This window comes from Robertmurraya sp. DFI.2.37 (genome assembly GCF_029211245.1).
GTDB lineage: Bacteria > Bacillota > Bacilli > Bacillales > Cytobacillaceae > Robertmurraya > Robertmurraya methanolica_A.
Genome location: NZ_JARGEJ010000037.1, coordinates 1 through 19602, shown reverse-complemented (window position 1 = coordinate 19602; position 19602 = coordinate 1). Strand labels below are relative to the sequence as shown.

20 protein-coding genes are annotated in these 19602 nt (G+C 39.0%); 7 read left to right on the top strand and 13 right to left on the bottom strand.

Annotation, left to right across the window (positions count from 1 at the left end):
• Positions 1-2 precede the first annotated feature (2 nt).
• From PZE06_RS17455 to PZE06_RS17435, 5 genes are all read right to left on the bottom strand, one after another.
• Positions 3-1130, bottom strand: coding sequence for a DUF2800 domain-containing protein (locus PZE06_RS17455; protein ID WP_033860817.1), 1128 nt, complete (start codon positions 1128-1130; stop codon positions 3-5).
• Entirely contained in the window at positions 1127-1444 is a 318-nt protein-coding gene (locus PZE06_RS17450; protein ID WP_021401145.1) for a hypothetical protein, read from the bottom strand. The genes PZE06_RS17455 and PZE06_RS17450 overlap by 4 nt, the downstream gene beginning before the upstream one ends.
• A complete protein-coding gene (locus PZE06_RS17445; protein ID WP_032507254.1) occupies positions 1437-1646 on the bottom strand; it encodes a hypothetical protein in 210 nt (69 codons plus the stop codon). Before PZE06_RS17445 ends, PZE06_RS17450 begins: the two co-directional genes overlap by 8 nt.
• Before the next feature lie 117 nt (positions 1647-1763).
• Positions 1764-2258, bottom strand: coding sequence for an RNA polymerase sigma factor (locus PZE06_RS17440; RefSeq protein WP_033860819.1), 495 nt, complete (start codon positions 2256-2258; stop codon positions 1764-1766).
• A gap of 160 nt (positions 2259-2418) precedes the next feature.
• Positions 2419-2628 carry a hypothetical protein gene (locus PZE06_RS17435; protein ID WP_021424985.1) on the bottom strand — a complete coding sequence of 70 codons (210 nt, stop codon included), beginning with the start codon at positions 2626-2628 and terminating at the stop codon, positions 2419-2421.
• Between the two features lie 271 nt (positions 2629-2899).
• Here PZE06_RS17435 and PZE06_RS17430 point away from each other — a divergent pair, with 271 nt between their 5' ends.
• Genes PZE06_RS17430 through PZE06_RS17405 form a run of 6 tightly spaced genes read left to right on the top strand, consistent with a single transcriptional unit; the run spans position 2900 to position 11056 of the window.
• Complete coding sequence (locus tag PZE06_RS17430) at positions 2900-3118, top strand: helix-turn-helix domain-containing protein (protein WP_021401135.1); 219 nt, start codon at positions 2900-2902, stop codon at positions 3116-3118.
• A gap of 24 nt (positions 3119-3142) precedes the next feature.
• Positions 3143-4381: an ABC-three component system protein gene (locus tag PZE06_RS17425; RefSeq protein ID WP_021401142.1), complete on the top strand. Its 1239-nt coding sequence runs from the start codon at positions 3143-3145 to the stop codon at positions 4379-4381.
• The gene (locus PZE06_RS17420; RefSeq protein ID WP_021401094.1) at positions 4365-4604 is read left to right on the top strand and encodes an ABC-three component system middle component 7; all 240 of its coding nucleotides are present in this window, start codon (positions 4365-4367) and stop codon (positions 4602-4604) included. Before PZE06_RS17425 ends, PZE06_RS17420 begins: the two co-directional genes overlap by 17 nt.
• Positions 4582-6219, top strand: a complete 1638-nt coding sequence (locus PZE06_RS17415) for a DUF2326 domain-containing protein (protein ID WP_021401128.1) — start codon at positions 4582-4584, stop codon at positions 6217-6219. The genes PZE06_RS17420 and PZE06_RS17415 overlap by 23 nt, the downstream gene beginning before the upstream one ends.
• Before the next feature lie 19 nt (positions 6220-6238).
• A complete protein-coding gene (locus tag PZE06_RS17410) occupies positions 6239-8548 on the top strand; it encodes a site-specific DNA-methyltransferase (RefSeq protein WP_165484115.1) in 2310 nt (769 codons plus the stop codon).
• Positions 8549-11056 carry a DEAD/DEAH box helicase gene (locus tag PZE06_RS17405; RefSeq protein WP_021401100.1) on the top strand — a complete coding sequence of 836 codons (2508 nt, stop codon included), beginning with the start codon at positions 8549-8551 and terminating at the stop codon, positions 11054-11056.
• Positions 11057-11263: 207 nt separating this feature from the next.
• On the opposite strand, the gene rlmD is transcribed toward PZE06_RS17405, so the two are convergent.
• From rlmD to PZE06_RS17365, 8 genes are all read right to left on the bottom strand, one after another.
• Complete coding sequence (rlmD, locus tag PZE06_RS17400; protein ID WP_150949089.1) at positions 11264-12640, bottom strand: 23S rRNA (uracil(1939)-C(5))-methyltransferase RlmD; 1377 nt, start codon at positions 12638-12640, stop codon at positions 11264-11266.
• Between the two features lie 96 nt (positions 12641-12736).
• Positions 12737-13129, bottom strand: a complete 393-nt coding sequence (gene mnhG / locus PZE06_RS17395; RefSeq protein WP_095309054.1) for a monovalent cation/H(+) antiporter subunit G — start codon at positions 13127-13129, stop codon at positions 12737-12739.
• Positions 13107-13391: a Na(+)/H(+) antiporter subunit F1 gene (locus PZE06_RS17390; RefSeq protein ID WP_095309055.1), complete on the bottom strand. Its 285-nt coding sequence runs from the start codon at positions 13389-13391 to the stop codon at positions 13107-13109. Before PZE06_RS17390 ends, mnhG begins: the two co-directional genes overlap by 23 nt.
• Positions 13388-13867, bottom strand: coding sequence for a Na+/H+ antiporter subunit E (locus PZE06_RS17385; RefSeq protein ID WP_095309057.1), 480 nt, complete (start codon positions 13865-13867; stop codon positions 13388-13390). Before PZE06_RS17385 ends, PZE06_RS17390 begins: the two co-directional genes overlap by 4 nt.
• Positions 13868-13900: 33 nt before the next feature.
• A complete protein-coding gene (locus PZE06_RS17380) occupies positions 13901-15391 on the bottom strand; it encodes a Na+/H+ antiporter subunit D (RefSeq protein WP_137743051.1) in 1491 nt (496 codons plus the stop codon).
• The gene (locus tag PZE06_RS17375; RefSeq protein ID WP_095309060.1) at positions 15384-15722 is read right to left on the bottom strand and encodes a Na(+)/H(+) antiporter subunit C; all 339 of its coding nucleotides are present in this window, start codon (positions 15720-15722) and stop codon (positions 15384-15386) included. The genes PZE06_RS17380 and PZE06_RS17375 overlap by 8 nt, the downstream gene beginning before the upstream one ends.
• Positions 15722-16147 (bottom strand): Na(+)/H(+) antiporter subunit B, encoded by a 426-nt coding sequence (locus PZE06_RS17370; RefSeq protein WP_095309062.1) that lies wholly within the window; start codon positions 16145-16147, stop codon positions 15722-15724. Before PZE06_RS17370 ends, PZE06_RS17375 begins: the two co-directional genes overlap by 1 nt.
• On the bottom strand, positions 16131-18554 hold the full coding sequence (locus PZE06_RS17365; protein ID WP_095309064.1) for a Na+/H+ antiporter subunit A: 2424 nt from the start codon (positions 18552-18554) through the stop codon (positions 16131-16133). The genes PZE06_RS17370 and PZE06_RS17365 overlap by 17 nt, the downstream gene beginning before the upstream one ends.
• 177 nt (positions 18555-18731) lie before the next feature.
• On the opposite strand from PZE06_RS17365, the gene PZE06_RS17360 reads away from it, so the two are divergent.
• Positions 18732-19424: a universal stress protein gene (locus PZE06_RS17360; protein WP_095309066.1), complete on the top strand. Its 693-nt coding sequence runs from the start codon at positions 18732-18734 to the stop codon at positions 19422-19424.
• Positions 19425-19602 lie beyond the last annotated feature (178 nt).

Sequence of the window (19602 nt, the reverse complement as noted above, 5' to 3'; positions counted from 1 at the left end):
TTTTATACCTCCATAAAATCAATTTTTGCTGATGATGTGTTCATTTCAGGACGCTTGTCTGAAACTGGAACTAGCGTCGGTTTGCCCGGTGGCTTCATAACTAGCTCACCAAGGATTTCATTGAATTTTGACTTGCCCATCAATTTTTCCATTTCGGTAATAGTGATGAGACTTTGCTTGTATATATCTCGGTATCCTGCATTCTTTGCTGCTTCTGCGACTGCTTCTTCATCTTTATATTTACGGTTGGAGCGACCTTCGACTACTTTAAACCCTGGCCACTTCTTTCCATGATTAACTGCTTCATCCGTCGCATAGGCTATAATCTCATTTGCCCAGCTGGTGAGATCACCGATAGAAGATAGAATGTCAGCAATTTCTTCATCTGATAAAAGTGGCGGTAGTGCAAACTCAAATGTAGCCAGTTTCATTTTTGCTTCTGCTCTTGCTCTACATTTCACTGCTGCTCGACAAAATTGACACCATTCTCCAGGGCAGTAGTTTCCGTCACCAGCGAAGGCCAGTTCAGCTTTAGGCTTCAAAACTTCTTCAGCCCACTGATACAAGCTTTCTTTTGAGACTATGGACGTGCTGACATTTTCTCGACGGGGCTGATAGATTGTCATTGAAACCATCTCGATGTCATAAATACCATCAAAGAGATCCAGTGCACCAAGGGCATATAGTTTCATTTGAGGATTGTCCTCTGCGCTGACTAAGACACCCTGACCATACTTAAAATCAATAATATGAAGAGTTCCATCAGCTATAATTACACAATCCCCGGTCCCAAAGCCATCAGGCACATACTTTGAAAAATCAAGCCGCTGTTCTATCAAGATCAGGGGATCACTACAGGCCTGCTTGGCTTGCTCAATCACTTCAAGCACAAACTCCACGTAACCATCAGTATAATTATCCATCTCATCTGAGTCATATGGAGAAACCGGCTTTTTTGATCTCATCTTAAGCGCTTTGCGGAGCTTGTGCTCACTTAACGCATGGGCAGCTGTGCCTTCAGCCGCAGCTTCACCGCTGTTGTCGTCAAACTCCAGCTCCAACCTCGCTGATGGTGTGCAGTTTAACCACCTATGGGCTCCAGATGCAGAGAGAATTGCATGTTTACTCATTTCAATCCCTCCGCATCGGCAAGAAGTGCAGCATACTTGCTTGGATCAATCTGGCTGAGTTTTGATGCACCATACTTTTCTAGAAGTGCTCTTACTTCAGCTGTAAATCCGTCATGGCTTTTTTCCGCAAGTACCGCCCTTACTTCTTCTAAGGTGAGCTGCTTTTCTTCAGATTGATTTTCAGGCTTTGGTTGCTCTGGCTTTGTAATCTCATGAGGCCCATTACTTGCTATTGCATCAGCTACAGCCTGAACACTATCTGCCAGAGCTCTAAGATCTGACACCACATCGAGAAGGAGCTTAATCTTACTCATGACCCACACCTCCTTCCTTGATTTCCTTTATTTCTACCGTCTCAACTGAGTCACCGGGAGTAATTACAAGCAGACTGACTTTCTTTCCAAATAGGAAATCAAGCATTCTCGCTCGGATTGTCTTCCGACTGCTTTGAATTACTGAGCTTCTTTCGCCACCGGGCCTTGCCACATTGATTGTGACTTTGTGTTTAAGGTTCATATTCCATCTCCTTTCTGGGGGCGATTTATCTGCCCCTCACCGATAAGCGAAAAAGAGAGTTCTTTCGAACCCCCTTTTCAGAAAAGATTTTTTTATAAAGGGTTCTTGCGAACCCAATTAGGATAGAATTTTTCTAAGTCTTTCTTGAAGCTTCTTAAGGCGACCACGAATAGCCGCTTCTGTAACACCTTCTTCTGTTGCAATATCAGTGTTGGATCGTTTTTCAAGGTATACTTTTTTGAAGAGTTCTTTTTGTTGTGGTAAAAGACACTCCATTGCCTTGGTTAACTTGTCCAGCATATCTTGATGTTCAGCCTCATCTTCTGCTTGTATAATTAGCTGTTCTGGATTCGCAGTATCATCTGCAAGATACTTATTGCGGTCATTTGCCGCTTCCTCTTCGCCATCATGATAAGCATCCAGATGTGTTGTCACTCGATAATCGTACCGGCGCTGCTCGTCCACTTCGTCATCATCCATAGTATGTAAAAGCTCGATATCAGCTTCGGTGACTCCATCTTCACCTGGGGTAATCACAATCTTTGTTCCTTCAGCAGTGTAATAAATGTAGTTAGTTCTCTTCTTTTTACTTGTTTTGTACGCTCTTTTCATAATTTGACTCCTTTGGTTTTCAAAATTTGGCTTTGAAAAATCCGCAGGAGCCGAAAAGATCCGTAGAACAAAAAAGGACGGCCAAGATAGTTCTCTAGTGTGAGAACTTATCCTGGCCGTCGTGCAGCTCTGCGGATTTTTTATTTAGTTAGCTATCTTTCTATGCTGCATTAGCATGACTTTCTACATGAAAAGCAGAATCGCTTAATCGAGTGACTATCGTCACAACACCATCACGTTCAATTCTTAAAGTTCCTCCAATAGGTATTTGTGTACTGGTTTTACAGCGTTTATATAACACTTCTATGAGACCTGTTGTTGCATTGCCCTTGCAAGCTATGCGACCATTACAATCACGAATTTCTTCCATGACTTTACCCCCTTTTCAAAAAGTTCAGCTTGTCTTACCGTCTAACTAAATTTTATAAAGTCATACACTTTAAATCCTCAGCTACAACTCCGCTGACACTCCGCTGGGACTCCACAAATAACAATTCGTTTTTATGACGTCAAACGAACTAAGCGTTCGTAAAGATTGAATAAGCATATTTAAATAATTGATTGTATTTCGCTTAGTAAATTGCTATAATAATAAAGACACGTCTTTGGATACCATCCAATTGTGCTTGGAGGCGATTATAATGGCTTTTAGTTATAACAAATTGTGGAAACTTTTAATAGATAAAAAAATGATGAAAAAGGATTTAATGGCAATAACGAACTTAACGTCGACAACGATAGCAAAAATGAGTAAAGATCTGCCGGTAAGCATGGATGTGTTAGGAAGAATCTGTAAAGCCCTTGATGTCAACATTGGAGATATTGTTGACTACGTCGATGACGATACTTCAACAGATTAAATTCAATGAAAGGAGGCGCAATATATGAAAAAGCTATGTTTTGGTACTTTTGCAACAATTTTAAAGATTTGTAGCGCAAAAAGAATTTCACAAAAACTTCTATGTGGTACCATGCTGCTTTCTATTGCGCCTACTTATGATATTCGTGGTGAGGACGGTACTGTTTCAGATTTAATTCTGGGTAAAAAGAATCTATCGCCTAATATAACTGATAAAGCTCCAACAGTAGACCCACGCGCTGTTTCTAATTACTTTAAACAGCACATTCTTAACATGTTGGATAGCAATAAAAGGAGCCTCATCATTCTTGCTCTGAAAGACATTATTGCGTCTGATAATACAATTGAGCCTGACACAATAGTCGAAATAGTGAATGGCATGACCAAGAAATCTATAGTAAGACGTGATGCTTTTGTTTTTGAAGACTTTATCGCCGGAGTTTTTCTTTACACAGTATTAAATGTCGAGAACCGAAATTGCGAAGATAGCGTGAAAGAGACAACTACCGAGTACATACAGTCCTTTGAAGATCAAAAAATGGATATTAGTTTCATTACAACGTATAGCAATTTGTCTATGGAAACTGCTTACGAAATTGCGATTGATGCCCGCTCTTTAGTGTTGCTTGCAGAAACAGGTGGCAAATGCCAAAAGTGCGGAAGAGTTTTAGGTATAAAAAAAGAAGGCAACGACGTTAACTTTGCTAAGGTCGTTCGCCTTTCAGAAACTGATGAAGTGGTTTTATGTGTTGAATGTGAGCGCGAAATTCAAAATGCTTCTGAGGAAGTAAAATTAGCTTTACTATCAGAAAAGCATGACTTGGAAGTTCTTATGGCTGCAAGAGATGCAACCTCGAGATATACAATAGAAAAGCAAATCGAACAAGTACTTCGGGAAGTTGACTTAATGGATGTTACTGATGATACACAACTCAAAATTGAACCTGTAAAAGTTGAGAATAAAATCACTGAAAAACGTTTGAAAGAAAGAGTGCTTTTTGATGTTCGGCGGTTGTATCAGGGAGTCAATGATGCATTAGATCGGTTGGCCGGAGAAAACAAGCTGAACGTCGATAAGTTTGCAAAAAGCGTCAAACGGATGTATGAAGATGCAAGTGAATCACATATATCTCAAAGCGCAATATACAACCTACTTGTTGAAACTTTGTTTGAAAAAACCGGCCGCAAATATAGAGAAGCTTGCGAGATAATAATCTCCTACTTCGTTCAAAGGTGTGAGGTGTTCGATGAGATTACCAAATAAAGTAACTTCCTATACAAACAGCGTTATTTCTCTTTTCCCAGATATTTTAGAGGCATTAGCACAACAGGATATGTCACCTAAAGAGTTATTTGAACTAACTAGATATCGTGAAAAGGACATGGCTGATTTCCTGAGTGCTTTAGACTGCTTGTTTGCATTAGGTAAAATTGGACTAATTGAAGAAGGGAGGGTGCTACGATATGTTGATAGAGATTCAATGTGATAAATTTGCTCCAGAGCATCAAATTATCCGGTTTAACTCAGGCTTAAATACAGTTCTAGGTAGCGCAGGCGGTAGCAATGCAATCGGAAAATCAACATTCCTATGGATTATAGATTATGTATTCGGCGGTGAAAGCTACTACTCCCTGACAGATGATATAAAAAAGGAAATAGGCCCACATACCATCTATTTCACTTTCGAATTTGAGGGACAGCCATATTATTTCTATAGAAGCACTGACGATCCTAAAAGTGTATATCGAATCGATAAAGAGCGCCATTTCATAACAAAATTGACGCTTGACGAATTTCGAAGATTTCTGTTTCAGGAATATAAAATTGGGCTACCAGCCCTTACGTTTTCAGAAATAACCGAGCGTTTTTTCCGTATCTATGGACGTGAAAATACACTAGAAAAGTATCCATTGTTAGTGAAACCTCGTGAGCAAGATGAAAAGGCTGTGGATTTTCTATTGAAGCTATTTGGTCATTACAAAATCCTTGCTTCTATCAAATTTATGGAGGAAGAACTCGGAATTAAAGCTTCACAGCTTAAATCTCGTCAGCGTCAAAAGGTGGACATAGATAAAATCGAAAGTAACCAAAAGACTATCGAGTCATTGAGAAAGAGACTCCAAAAGCTAATGAAAAACAGCGAAGAGGCTCAATTAGCAATGTTTGGGTTTGATACACAAACATTCGAACGAATAACAGCTGTTCAAAAAGAATTGAATAGCATAATACGTAAGCGCAATCGTCTGCAATCACAGCTAAATGCTATAAAAAGCAATATAACTGACAGCAAGGCTGAAACCGCAAGTGAATTTGAATCCTTGCTACGCTTCTTTCCAAATGCAAATTTAAAAGCATTTGAAGAAATTGAACATTTTCATATAAAAATCAGAGAGATTTTAGGCGAAGAAATGGATCAGGAAATCTATCGATTACAACCACTAATCGAAGAATATGATAAGGAAATCAGACGCCTAAATCGAAAAATCGAAGAGTCCGGTATAGCAAAAGAGATGTCTGAGAGAGTACTCTCTCAGTGTGTTAATGTATCAAAAAGCATTGATAGACTTGAAGAAGAAACAGCCGAGTTGATTCATCAAAAAGAGTTGCAGGATGCTCGAGCTGAAGCAGAGCAAAAACTTGAAAAACTATTGTTGCAACAAACTGAAAAACTAGGCGAGATACAAGATGACATCAATCTTCGTATGGAAACAATTAACGGCGTAGTAACTGAGAAACAGGAAACTGCTCCTCTTTTGTATATCACTCCCCAGAAGGACATCATCTTCGAAACTCCTGGCAACACAAGTGAAGGAACAGCATTCAAGAGCCTTGTTGTGTACGATTTGAGTGTACTTGAATTACGCCCAATTCCTGCGATCATCCATGACTCCAATATTCTTAAACGTATTGAGGATGTTCATCTGGAGCATATATTGGAACGTTATCAATCTACCAAGCGCCAGGTTTTTATTGCATTTGATAAAGCTGATTCTACAACCGAGAAAGCACATAGAATTTTAGAAGAAACAGCAATCTTGCGCTTATCAGACGGAAATGAACTTTTTGGTCGTTCGTGGAGTAAGTACGAAACGAATGATTAAATATAGGAGGATTTAAAAAATGGCTGCAATCAATGATTTACTGCGTCAAATCCCTGACACTTCTTTGCGTAATCGCTTGGAACAGGAATTTGCCCGCATATCAAAAAACAAAAAATTTGGTCTTGTATTTGAGGAGCACATCCCTGAATGCACTCCACTTTATGAAGTTCCTATCAAACGTGGCTCGACTGTTGCACAAAAAACAGGCCACATTAATGATGTATATACGGTACTGAAGTTAGATGGAGATGTTGCCCTTTGCCGCAACAAAGCAACTGGTAATACCGAGAACATACCAATCACGGAGCTAGTTTCAGTTGCTCAATTTGGCGAGCCAATTTTTCCCACTCTTCAACCGATTGATTCTGTAGAAAATGCGCCTGATAGTAACTTATGGCATGCAGTCATTGAAGCAGACAATTATCATGCCCTTCAGTTACTGGAATATCTCTACCCTAAGAAGGTTGATTGTATTTATATCGACCCCCCATACAACACAGGTGCGCGGGATTGGAAATACAATAATGACTATGTTGATTCTAGTGATAACTGGCGCCACAGTAAGTGGCTCTCAATGATGCAAAAACGATTAAAGATTGCAAAAAGAATACTTGCTGATGATGGCGTTTTGATTACTACAATAGATGATAATGAATATGCACATCTATGGGTTCTACTTCATGAACTTTTTCCAAACCTAACTCATACTTGTGTAACCATTCAGCATAATCCCGGTGGAACTCAGGGCAAAAAATTCTCTGTGACTCACGAATATGCGATATTTTCATATTCAGCAGAAAGTACTATTTACCGCAAGCAACATACTGGTGGAGATGTATATAATCTAAGACGTTGGGGGAGCACATCAGGCCGATATGAAGGTGCGACATGTTTTTATCCAGTAATTTTAGACTCTAATTATAATATCATCGGTTTCGGTGATTTACTTGATAAAGAATTACACCCTACAGCTCAAGTAGAGCATAATGAAGATGGTACAATTTATGTTTGGCCCATTGATAAGAATGGCATTGAAAAGAAATGGAGATATGGGCGCGATACTGTAGAATCAGTAAAAGATAGAATGTTTATTGAAAAAAAAGGAGATCGAATAGAAGTTATCCTTCGTAGAGAAAGCGAACCTCCAAAAACGGTTTGGACTGATCCTTTATGTAATGCAGAAGCCCACGGTACAGATATGATTAGATCCATACTTGGTGGTGGCTTCTCATACCCAAAATCGCTTTATGCTGTCCATGAAGCATTAACATTCGCTGTATCCGGAAAGAAAAATGCTCTAATTGTTGACTTTTTTGCAGGTAGCGGCACCACATTACATGCAGTAAATTTACTTAATTCTGAGGATGACGGAAACCGCCGCTGTATATTAGTAACAAATAATGAGGTATCCGATGATGAAGCAAAGGCCTTGAAAAAAAATGGCTATCAGCCTGGCGACATTGAATGGGAAAAACATGGAATTTGTCGTGCGGTAACTTGGCCAAGGACAAAGTATAGCATTCTTGGCAAGCGAGATGATGGTTCAACCCTAACAGGTGAATACTTCACGACTCAGACTGCATCTAATGAGATTGAGCGCTCATTCTATCAGTTGGGTTTTGTAGATAATCCTTCTGAATTAACCGCTACTGCAAAAAAGCAAATCGTCTCTTTACTCAAAAACAAGGAAGGAAAGGCACAACTACCGCAATCACTAGTAAGCAAAGACAGTAAATTCATCGTTTCGGATAAACATACAGCTTCAATTCTCTTTGATGTAGATTCCGCTGATGAGTGGTTGACTGCTCTTGAGGAACAGGATCATATCACAGACTTTTATATTGCATCAAAATCAGCTGCCATATTCAAGTCTATCAAAACACGTGTTTCTCACTTACTTGGGTCAATCATCGTAACATCACAAGTTAAGCGTCCTATGAGTGAAGGCTTTCCTGCAAACGCTGAATACTTCAAGCTAGAATTCTTGGATAAAAACAGTGTTTCATTAGGTCAACAGTTCCGCGAAATATTACCGTTACTATGGCTTAAATCTGGTGCCATTGGAAAACGACCAGAAGTAAACAGCAATGATGAACCTGAAATGCTAATTTTACCTCAAAATGGCTTTGCTATCCTGGTTGATGAAACAAAGTTTGCTGAGTTTACCGAAAAGCTTTCTGAAGAGGATAATATCCAAGTAGTCTACTTCGTTACTAACTCCGAGGAAGCTTTCCGTGAAATGACGGCTGGAGTAAAAGCAAATAACACATACCAACTTTATCGCGATTATATCGATAACTTTGTGTTGGGAAGCAGGAGGGATTCATAAATGAGAGATATATTATTTCCTTTTCAGGAAACGGCCCTTGCCGAACTACATGATAAAATTAATAAAGCGCATTTGATGTGGAGCGAACGCGATCCACAGATAATATCCTTTTCCGCCCCTACGGGTTCAGGAAAAACTATCATTATGACAACACTTTTTGAGGATATATTATATGGCAGTGCTGACAGCATTGGAGAGCCAGATTCTGTTTTCATTTGGCTATCCGATTCACCGGAGCTTAACGAACAAACAAGGCTGAAGATTGAAAGTAAATCTGACAAAATTCGTGTTCGTGATCTGGTAACAATAGAATCAACCTTTAACACTGAATATTTCGAGGGTGGTTGCATTTACTTTTTAAATACTCAAAAACTCGGTTCTGATAAACTGCTAACAGGGACTTCAGATACACGCCAATATTCCATCTGGGAAACACTTACTAATACTGCTAAGCGCAGTCCTAAACAATTTTATGTGGTGATTGATGAAGCGCATAGGGGTACCTATACATCCGTTCAAGCAGAAAACAAGGCACAGTCAATAATGCAAAAATTTATTAAAGGCAGTAAAGAAGACGGACTTTGTGTCATGCCTTTAGTGATCGGTGTGACAGCGACACCCCAGAAATTTGATAATTTAATTGCCGGAACGACATCAACCGTCCAGAAAGTCATCGTTCCACCTGAGCAGGTACGTGAGTCCGGTTTGTTGAAAGACAGAATCATCATACACTATCCAGATATTCAATTAACTGCCGATATGACAATGTTTAAAGGTGCAGTAGATAATTGGCGCAAAAAATGTGCTCATTGGAAATCCTACTGTGAGCGCGAAGACGAGAAAATGGTGAACCCTATTCTTGTTATACAGGTTGAAGATGGCAATGAGCGTGAAGCAACTCATACTGATTTAGGAACTTGTATTGATTTACTAGAAGAAACAATAGGACGCAAATTACAGCCAGGTGAAGTCGTGCATACATTCAATGACCGTGGCACACTTAAAGTACGTGATGTTGAAATACAACAAATAGAAGCGTCTAGAATAAATGACGAAGAAAATGTGATGGTTGTATTCTTCAAAATGAATCTCTCTACAGGATGGGATTGTCCACGTGCCGAAACAATGATGTCATTCCGTAGTGCGCAGGATTATACTTATATTGCTCAATTGTTAGGGCGAGTTATTCGTACACCTTTGGCCAGAAGGATATCTTCTGATGCTGAACTTAACAGCGTCAGCTTATTCCTTCCATACTTTGATGAAGAAACGGTAAAAAATGTTGTTAATGCTTTACGTGACAGTGAAGCAATTATGCCAACAGAAACAGGAACTAACAAAGAGCTTGTAACATTAGGGCGAAACTTGGCATATACAGACGTGTTTGATGCAATGGATAACCTCATCACTTACCGGATAGATTCAGTTCGTAAGCAAGCACCATTAAAATTATTAATTCAGATTTCTCGTGCTCTTACCATGGATGGTATCGACTTAGAAGCTCAAAAGACTATCAAAAACGCAGTGTTGTTAAAAATGCATGAGGAAATCACGCGGATCAAAGAAAGTGGTGATTTTGAAAACCGAGTAGCTGCAATCACTGGCTTTGAGCTTGGCACGTTGACATTTGATTATGGAGACAATGCCTATTCTTTTGATGAGTCCTCACAGACTATGACAGTATCAGAGTTTGATATTTCTCGTCATTTTGAACAATCGGGAAAATTGTTAGGGGAAGGCTTGCACAAAGAATATTGGATTCGGAATAGTACCAGGGATCATATTGATGTAAAAGTTGAAATAATCGTTCTTACAAATGATACTAATGCAATGGAAAGAATAAATGATTTCGCAGAGGAAGAATTTATTACACTGTATGAAAATAACAAACGCGCCATTGCAAAGCTAAATGAGGCACGAAAGAATGTTTATGAAAGATTAATCAACGCTTCAGCACAACCAATTGCAGTGCCATGGGTATTGCCGGATTCAATCGATTTTTATCTGCCAGACGATAGAATAAAGTTTGAACAACATCTCTACTGTGCTGAGGATGGCACATTCCAAACATCACTAAATAAATGGGAAAGCGGAGTTATTGATGAAGAACTAAAAAATGGCGCTATTTGCTGGTTGCGTAATCTTGATCGTAAAAAATGGTCACTCGAAATTCCGTATGAAGTTAACGGCGTTACCACTTCCATGTTCCCAGATTTGGTAGTTGTGAGAGCTGATACAGAAGGTTATGTTTTCGACATTCTTGAACCTCATGACCCTAGTCGTAAAGACAATTACCCCAAAGCTGTAGGATTAGCAAAATTTGCTGAGAAACACTGGGATAAATTTGGTAGGATTCAACTTATTCGACTAAAAAAAGGTGTGGATGGTCGTGACCATTTCTATCGTCTTGATATGGGAAAAACAACGGTTAGAAACAAAGTACGTGGCATTATATCAAATGAGGAGCTTGACAGAATTTTCGATACAGATGCGGAGAGAGAAGATTAAATTCTACATCTATCCTGTCAACTCAACCCCTACAAAAATAGGCGTTATCTAACCTGTCAACTCAACCCTATCACTTTCAGGGCAGTTGATATGTTACCTCAAACAATAAAAATAAGGGTTTCCTGATATGAGAACCTCCGGCAAAGTAGCCTATAGAAAAGCTCAATGTCTGGAAACCCTTTATTTATATAGGCATTTGCAATCCTTCTACTTCTCCACCCTTGACATCAAGACAACACACTCCACGTGCCCCGTATGCGGAAACATATCCACTGGCTGAACTTCAACGGTCCGATAGCCTCCGTCCTCCAGGATTCGTAAATCTCGCGCCAGGGTAGCAGGATTACAAGATACGTAAACAACCTTTTTCGGCTTCATCTTGATTATGGTCTGGAGCAATGCCTCGTCACAGCCCTTGCGTGGAGGATCAACAACCAGCACATCAGCCTTATTGCCTGCCTCATACCATTTCGGAATCACGATTTCGGCTGCTCCTGATTCAAATACTGCATTAGTAATCCCATTCAATTTAGCATTCTTCTTGGCATCCTCAATCGCTTCAGGAACAAGCTCGACCCCGAATACTTTCCTTGCCTTCTGGGCTAGAAACAATGAAATCGTGCCAATTCCACAATAAGCATCAATAACTGACTCTGTTCCAGTCAGTGCGGCATATTCAAGGGCCTTATCATAGAGCACCTTTGTCTGAACGGGATTCACCTGATAAAATGATAAAGCTGAAATAGCAAAGCGCACATCGCCAATATAATCATAAATCACTTCATTGCCCCAAAGCACCTTTGTATGCTCGCCAAGGATAACATTTGTTCTTTTTGAATTAATGTTATGAATAATGGATTTGACCTTGGGCAAACGAGTAATGATCTCCTCCATAAGCTGCTCTTGATGAGGAATATCTGGAGTCCGAGTTACAAGCACAACCATCAATTCCCCAGTTTGTTGACCATAACGGGCCATAATATGACGCAGAACCCCTTTATGGGCACCCTCATCATATGGGCGAATGCCGAGCTTGGCGCAAATTTCTTTCACTATCTGAACTGCTTCATTAATTTCTGGAATTTGAATCAAACTTTCATCCGTATCGACAATTTCATGGCTTCTCGGTTTGAAAAAGCCCGCAATCAGTTGGCCATCTTTTTCGCCGACCGGAACCTGAGCTTTATTGCGATAATGCCACGGATTGTCCATTCCTAGAATCGGGTGAATTACAACATCTTCAAGTTTCCCAATGCGTGCCAGAACTTGGCGGACCTGATTTTCCTTATACTTCAATTGTCCATCATAACGAATATGTTCAAGCTGGCAGCCACCATATTTATGGAGTTCTTCTTTGCTGATTTCGACCCGATATGGACTTTTTTCATACAGTTCTATTAGTCTGCCAAAGCCATATCCTTTATTGACTTTAATAACCTTGATTAATGCTTTTTCTCCCGGCAGACCATTAGGGACAAAAATCGGATAGCCCTCAATTTTTGCTACTCCTGCTCCTTCATGAGTTAGATCTTCAAATATAACATCTATGTATGTATTCTTTTCAACCGGTAATGTACGTTTCATCGATAAATTCCTCTTTCATTCGTCCTTCATACATGTGAGATTGTATCATACCTTTAAAGGAAAATAAAAAAAGCTAACATAATGCTAGCTCTTCATTCAATCAGTGTCGTTCACTTCGGCGTCCTTTGTTTTCTTTGAATCTGTGTGTATAAAGTCTTTTAAATCGTCTTGTACAGATTCTTCAGCGAGTGCTACATTTGAGCGATAAGCGGACCGAACTAACACGTGCGCTGCAACCGGAGCAGTTAAGAACACAAAAAATATGCCTAAAAATAATCGAATACTAAAGTAATGTTCCTCTAATAGAAAAAAGAGAAATGTTCCTACTAAGATAAAGAGAACTCCAAGAGTCGTGCTTTTGGAAGCAGCATGCGAACGAGTATATACATCAGGTAAACGCACTAACCCAATTGCACTTAACAAACTAAAAATGGTACCAATTAAAATCAACAAAATGGGCAGAACTTCACTTGGGATGTTTGCGTTCAATGACTACACCTCTTTCCAGATATCTTGCAAATGCAATGGTGCCAATAAAAGAGAGAATGCCGATCAGAAGGATGACCTCAAAAAAACCCGTACTCCTCATTAATACAGAAAAAACAGCAACCCCGGAAATAATATTAATTCCTAATGTATCAAGTGCTTGAACGCGATCAGACGCTGATGGTCCCTTCACTAACCGATACATAATAGCAATAATCGATAAAGTGAGAAAAATTAACGAGCAAATTAACATAATCTCTATCATAATCTCGTCACCCTCTTTATAGCCGTTTCAAATTTCTCTTTTGATTTAATAACAGCATTACTTGAGTCTGGAATATCCATGGCATGAATAAAAAAACGTTTGTTATCAGGTGAAATTTCAACTACGACAGAGCCAGGAGTTAGCGTCAATAATAATGCTAATAAAGTAACCTCCAAATCACCTTCCAAATCAGTTTCCAAAGTAAAGATCCCAGGTGAAATGTCAATCTTCGGCTTTGTGACCTGCCGAATCACCAGAATACTTGAGGAAAATAGTTCATAAATAAAAACGAGAACTAGTTTTAAAATGGCTAATAATGTTACAGGGTAAAATTTAGCAGGAAGAAATCTGCGTAAAATATATAACACTAGCAGTCCAAATAAAAAACCACTAAAGAACGTCAGGACACTCCAATTATCTTGAAAAAACATCCAAAGTACACCGATAAATAAATTAATTAAGATTTGCACGGGCATTTTAACCACCCCTTTTCATTTTTCCATCTAGGATTATGGTTTTGGATTAACGCCTAATACTGCTTCAATATATAAATTCGGATTCATTAATACCTCTACTGCTAAGTCCACATAATCATGAATCGCTTCTGCCCCTAGTCCAAGAGCAATGGTAAGGGTAGTTAGCAGGCCAATCGGCAGTAATAGACCTTTCGTTGTGCCGTACTCATCCTCTTCTCGAATAACCGTATATCCCCAAAAAGCATTCATAAAGACCTTCATAATGGAGTAAAGAACTAAGAGGCTGGTAATTAGACCAATCGCACCTAGCCAAAAATAACCCGATTCAAATGTTCCCTCCGTAATGAAGATTTTTCCGAGAAATCCACTTAATGGTGGTATCCCTGATAAGGATAAGGCAGCAACGAAAAACATCCAGCCTAATTGAGGATGCAAGCGAATAAGACCACTTAAGTCTTTCAGATTGCTCGTACCCGTTAGATAGATAATCGTTCCTCCTAAAAGGAAAATAAGTGCTTTAACAATCATATCGTGAATTAAGTAGTATAGCGCACCCGTCATCCCAACTGTAGTAAAAGAGGCAACCCCAGCTAAAATAAAACCAACCCCAACGATCACATTGTAGGTGAGAATTCTTTTGATATCCCAATAGGCAACCGCACCAATTGCCCCTAATCCCATTGTGATGGCAGCTAACAGCCCAATAAACCAGTGAGTCACCTCTGGCTCATGATAGAACACCAAAGTAAATACTCGAATAATTGCATAAATTCCTACCTTCGTAAGAAGTGCAGCAAAAATAGCTGAAATGGCTGTTGGTGGGGCACTATAAGCTCCTGGTAACCAAAAGAAGAGAAACAGTCCAGCTTTTAAGCTGAAAACAATTAAGAACAATATCGCAACAGTCGTCATCAGTCCTCCTTGGCCAACCTCCGCCACACGAAGGGAAAGATGAGCAAAGTTTAACGTCCCAGTCATTGCATAAAGAAAGGCAATTGCCACTAAGAAAAGGAAGGATGACAATATATTAATTAAAATATACTTTATTGACTCCCTCAGTTGGATTTTGGTTCCACCTAAAGAAATGAGGACGTAAGAAGCTACTAGCATAACTTCAAAGCAGACAAATAAATTAAAGATATCACCTGTTATAAATGAGCCATTTACTCCGGCAATTAAAAATAGAAATAGAGGATAAAAGTAAAACTTTTCTCTTTCCTCTCCTATGGTATGAAAAGCATAGAGTAAGCAGCAAAAGGCTACTATGCTCGTTACCATAATCAGCAGGGCTGCAAACAAATCAATCACCATACTCACTCCATAAGGTGCTTCCCAACCACCTAATTGAAGCGTTTGGATTCCCTCACTCTTAATTTGAAATATTAAATAAAGAGTTACAGAGCCTACAGCAAGCATAGAAAAGAGGCTTAAAAACCGTTGAATCTTTATCTGTTTTCTCATAATCACCATTATCATCCCTATAACAACTGGAATAATGATGGGTAATATCACTAAATTATTCATCTTCTTTACCTCTCAGTTGCTCCGTATCATCCGTACCTAAAACCGTATAGGCACGGTAGCTTAATACTAAAAATAAGGCTGTAGTAGCAAAATTAATTACGATTGCTGTTAATAAGAGAGCCTGGGGCAAGGAATCAGCATAAGTCACATTTTCAATCCCCAAAAGTGGTGGTCCCCCTTTTTTTAACCCGCCCATTGTAATAATGAGAAGATTTACCCCATGTCCAATAATAGATGTTCCAAGGATAATCCTTAACAGAGTTTTCGTTAAGATCAAGTACGTCCCGATCATGAACAACAAACCAACAACTATGCACATTAATGTCTCCATTATCGATCATCCCCTATACTCATAATAATCGTTAGAGACGTTCCAATTACGGCAAGTGCAACCCCTATATCAAAAAGAACAGCTGTTGCTAATTCGGTTTTTCCAAAAATAGGGAGATTAAAGTAATCAAAGGCTTGGGTCAGAAAAGGAACACCCAATAACATAGCTCCAACTCCTGTTAGGACTGCAATTAATACCCCTAAAGCCGCTATCACTTTAAAATCAACGGGAAAGTTTTTACGAACCGTTTCAATATTAAAGGTTAAGAAAAGAAGAACTACGGCGGAAGAAAACGCTAATCCACCAATAAAGCCACCACCAGGATAATGGTGTCCTGAAATAAATAAGTTGATCGCAAATGTAAAAATAATCACAACCGCAACTTTTGAGACACTGCGAATCAAGACATCATTCGGCTCCTTCATTCTTATCCCTCCTTGCCATTCTTAATTTAATCAGCGTGTATACACCTAATCCCGCCATCGTTAAAACCAAAATTTCTAACATCGTATCGATTCCACGGAAATCAACAAGAATCGCATTAACAATATTCTTTGCACCAGCAAGTTCGTATGAATTTTCATAGTAGCTTGATATTGAATCGAACAACCGTGTCCCTTTGGCAGATAGTGCAACAACTGTAATGATCACTCCCACTCCAATAGAAATGATCGCATTTGTCATTTTAAACGGAATCTTCCCAATCTCTTTACGTAATTCTGGAAGATGATAGAAGCATAATAAAAACAGCACAGTCGTCACAGTTTCTACCACTAATTGGGTGAGAGCCAGATCGGGAGCTCGAAAAAGAACAAAGAAAAACGAAACAAGAAACCCTAATGCTCCGATTGCGAGGATCGACGTAAGTCTGGATTTTGAAAAAAGGACGGTCACTGCTGAAATAATCATGGCGATTACTAATCCCGCCTCATATATATTGATATCAGCATCCTGTGATACATCAAAAGTAAAGCCGCCAAACGTCCAAAATACCCCACCAACAATCACGACGATGAACGCAAATATATACACGAGGTAATCTCTGATAAAGCCAGTCATATATTTGTTGGTTGCCTTCTTTGATAGAACTTCCATATTCTCTAGACTGAAATTATAAATAGTATTCAGCGTTAAAGCTTGAGGATAGTAATTATAAATCCGATACCACTTTCTTATATAGAGATACATCAATATCCCTAATCCCACAACCCCCAGAGTCATTATTAGTTCTGGAGTCCATCCGTGCCATGGGCTAAGTTTGATACTTAATTCTCCTGCTTGAGCAAGACTCGGCAATACCCCTTCCCACGCAGGCAACAAAAAGTACTTAGAAAATAGATTTGGGAAAAAGAAAATTGCCACTACTAATATTGCTAAAATTAGTGGTGAGATTAACATCCCAAAAGGTGCCTCATGTACTGGTTTATCCACTCTTACAAATCTATGCTTTCCTCTAAATGTTTTAAACACAAGAATCATACTATAAATAAATGTAAAAATACTCGCTACCCAAGCAATAACCGGGATGACAAATCCAAGGTTAGCCAAATTGAAAATAGACATATTCGCTGCCTGAAGAGTTGCAGTAAAGAACAGTTCTTTACTAAGAAATCCATTGAATGGCGGTAGTCCTGCCATTGAAAAGCCACCAATAATCATTAATGTAAAAGAAATTGGCATTAGATGCATGAGACCGCCCAACTTTCGCAAATCACGCGTCCCTGTCTCATGGTCAATAATTCCTACCACCATAAATAGGCATCCTTTAAAAGTGGAATGGTTAACAAGATGAAAAATGGCTGCAAATATAGCGGTGGCATAAATGAAAGATTCATCGCCGTAACCGAAGTATAAAGCGCCAGATCCCATCCCGAGAAGACTCATAATTAAGCCCAATTGACTGATGGTTGAGTAGGCTAAGAGAGCTTTCAGGTCCGTTTGACGAACAGCATTGACCGAACCGTATAGGAGGGTCACCAAACCCACTCCCGTGACAATCCAGAACCATTCACCAGTCCCTCCAAAAATAGGAGTCAGCCTTGCAACTAAATAAATCCCCGCTTTGACCATCGTTGCTGAATGTAGGTACGCACTAATCGGGGTAGGTGCTTCCATAGCGTCGGGAAGCCAAATGCTGAATGGAAATTGGGCAGACTTCGTAAAGGCGCCTAATAAGATCAAAATCATTGCCGGTAAAAACAATGTGTTAGAAGTGATTGCTTCCAAATTGTGACTGGTTAACATTTCCCGAATACTATATGTATCTGACATCATCGCCAACATAATCAGACCAGCCAGCATCGCAAGTCCGCCAAAAACCGTAATAAGCATTGATTTTTGGGCACCATATTTTGATTTTTCACGTTCATACCAATAAGCAATTAATAAGAAAGAAGACACGCTTGTCATTTCCCAAAATACATATAAAACAAAAATATTATCTGAGAAAACAAGCCCGAGCATCGCTCCCATGAACATCAATAAATACACATAGAAGTTATGCAATGCTTCACGGTCTTTAGACATATAATAAATGGAGTAAAGCACAACTAGTGCACCAATTCCTGCAATAAGTAGGGCAAAGATGAGGCTTAATCCATCCATATAGATTGCAAAATCAATATTATAGGATGGGAGCCACGGTAATATTTTCATAAAGGTATTACCGCCAGAGATTTCGGGGATAAATGTAATGAGATAAGCAAATATGAATACTGGGATAAAGAACACAAACCAACCAGTATGAATTTTCTGATTGAATTTTTTATATAAATATGGCACAATCGTTGCAAAAATAAATGGTGTCAGCACCATTACGTGTATCCAAGACAATAGGTGTCCCTCCTCTACATTTAGACAAAAAGCTGTCAATTTCCAAACATTCTCCAACTTTGAAGTTCGAAAATCCATTGACTGAAAATGTGGCATGGGTTATAGTCATACATAGTTTATAAAATGGAACAAAAAATTAACCAATGAATACCCATTTTTATTTGAGGTGAATCAATAATGAAAACAATGAAAGAGCGGATGGATGAAAGCATCCTTGTCTGTGTTTATTATGGTCCGAATGGTGAACGTCTCATTCAGCGTGGCTGCAAAATAGCCAATATGCTTAATTGCCCCTTATATATTCTTACGGTTGACCCGAAACGTTTTGATGATTTAGACGCAGAAAAAACAAATTATATTACTAGATGGAAAGAATTAGCTGAACAGCATAGTGCAGAAGCTTTTATTTTGAAAGACAATGAAAAGAGACCTGTTCACCAAGTGATAGCAGAAGTTGCTCGAGAAAAACATGTTACTCAAATCATTATCGGTCAAACAGCTCAGAGCCGTTGGGAACAGATTGCAAAAGGATCCATTATCAACTCCTTACTTCGAGAGATCCCGTTTGTAGATCTGCATATCATTTCTGTTGCCCGCTATTTAAAAAATCCGGATAAACATTATGATAAAGGAATTCGCGCTTACTTAATCAAGGAAGATGACCATTATCGAATCATCTTTAAGCATACTAAGGATGTAGAATATGAAGGTATCTTCTTCAAGGAACTTGGAACAGATTTTAATAATGGCATCTTCAAGTTCATAAAAGGAACAGAGACATTGCAGGTTCATGTAGATGAGAACATTGTTAAAAGCTTAACAAATGTTGAAATGGATACTACAATAGAGGATGAAGACGACTATTTGTAATGTTAGCCCTCCAGTTAAATGGAGGGTTTTCTTTATCAAACTCTTTTTTAAAGGTTCTATAATATTTGTTGGGGTTATTACACAATTACTGTGCAAAAAAAAGAGCACGATATCCCCCATTCATTTATACTTGAATTGTCGAGAAACAAGTATAGAGTGGGGATACGTGCATGATGAA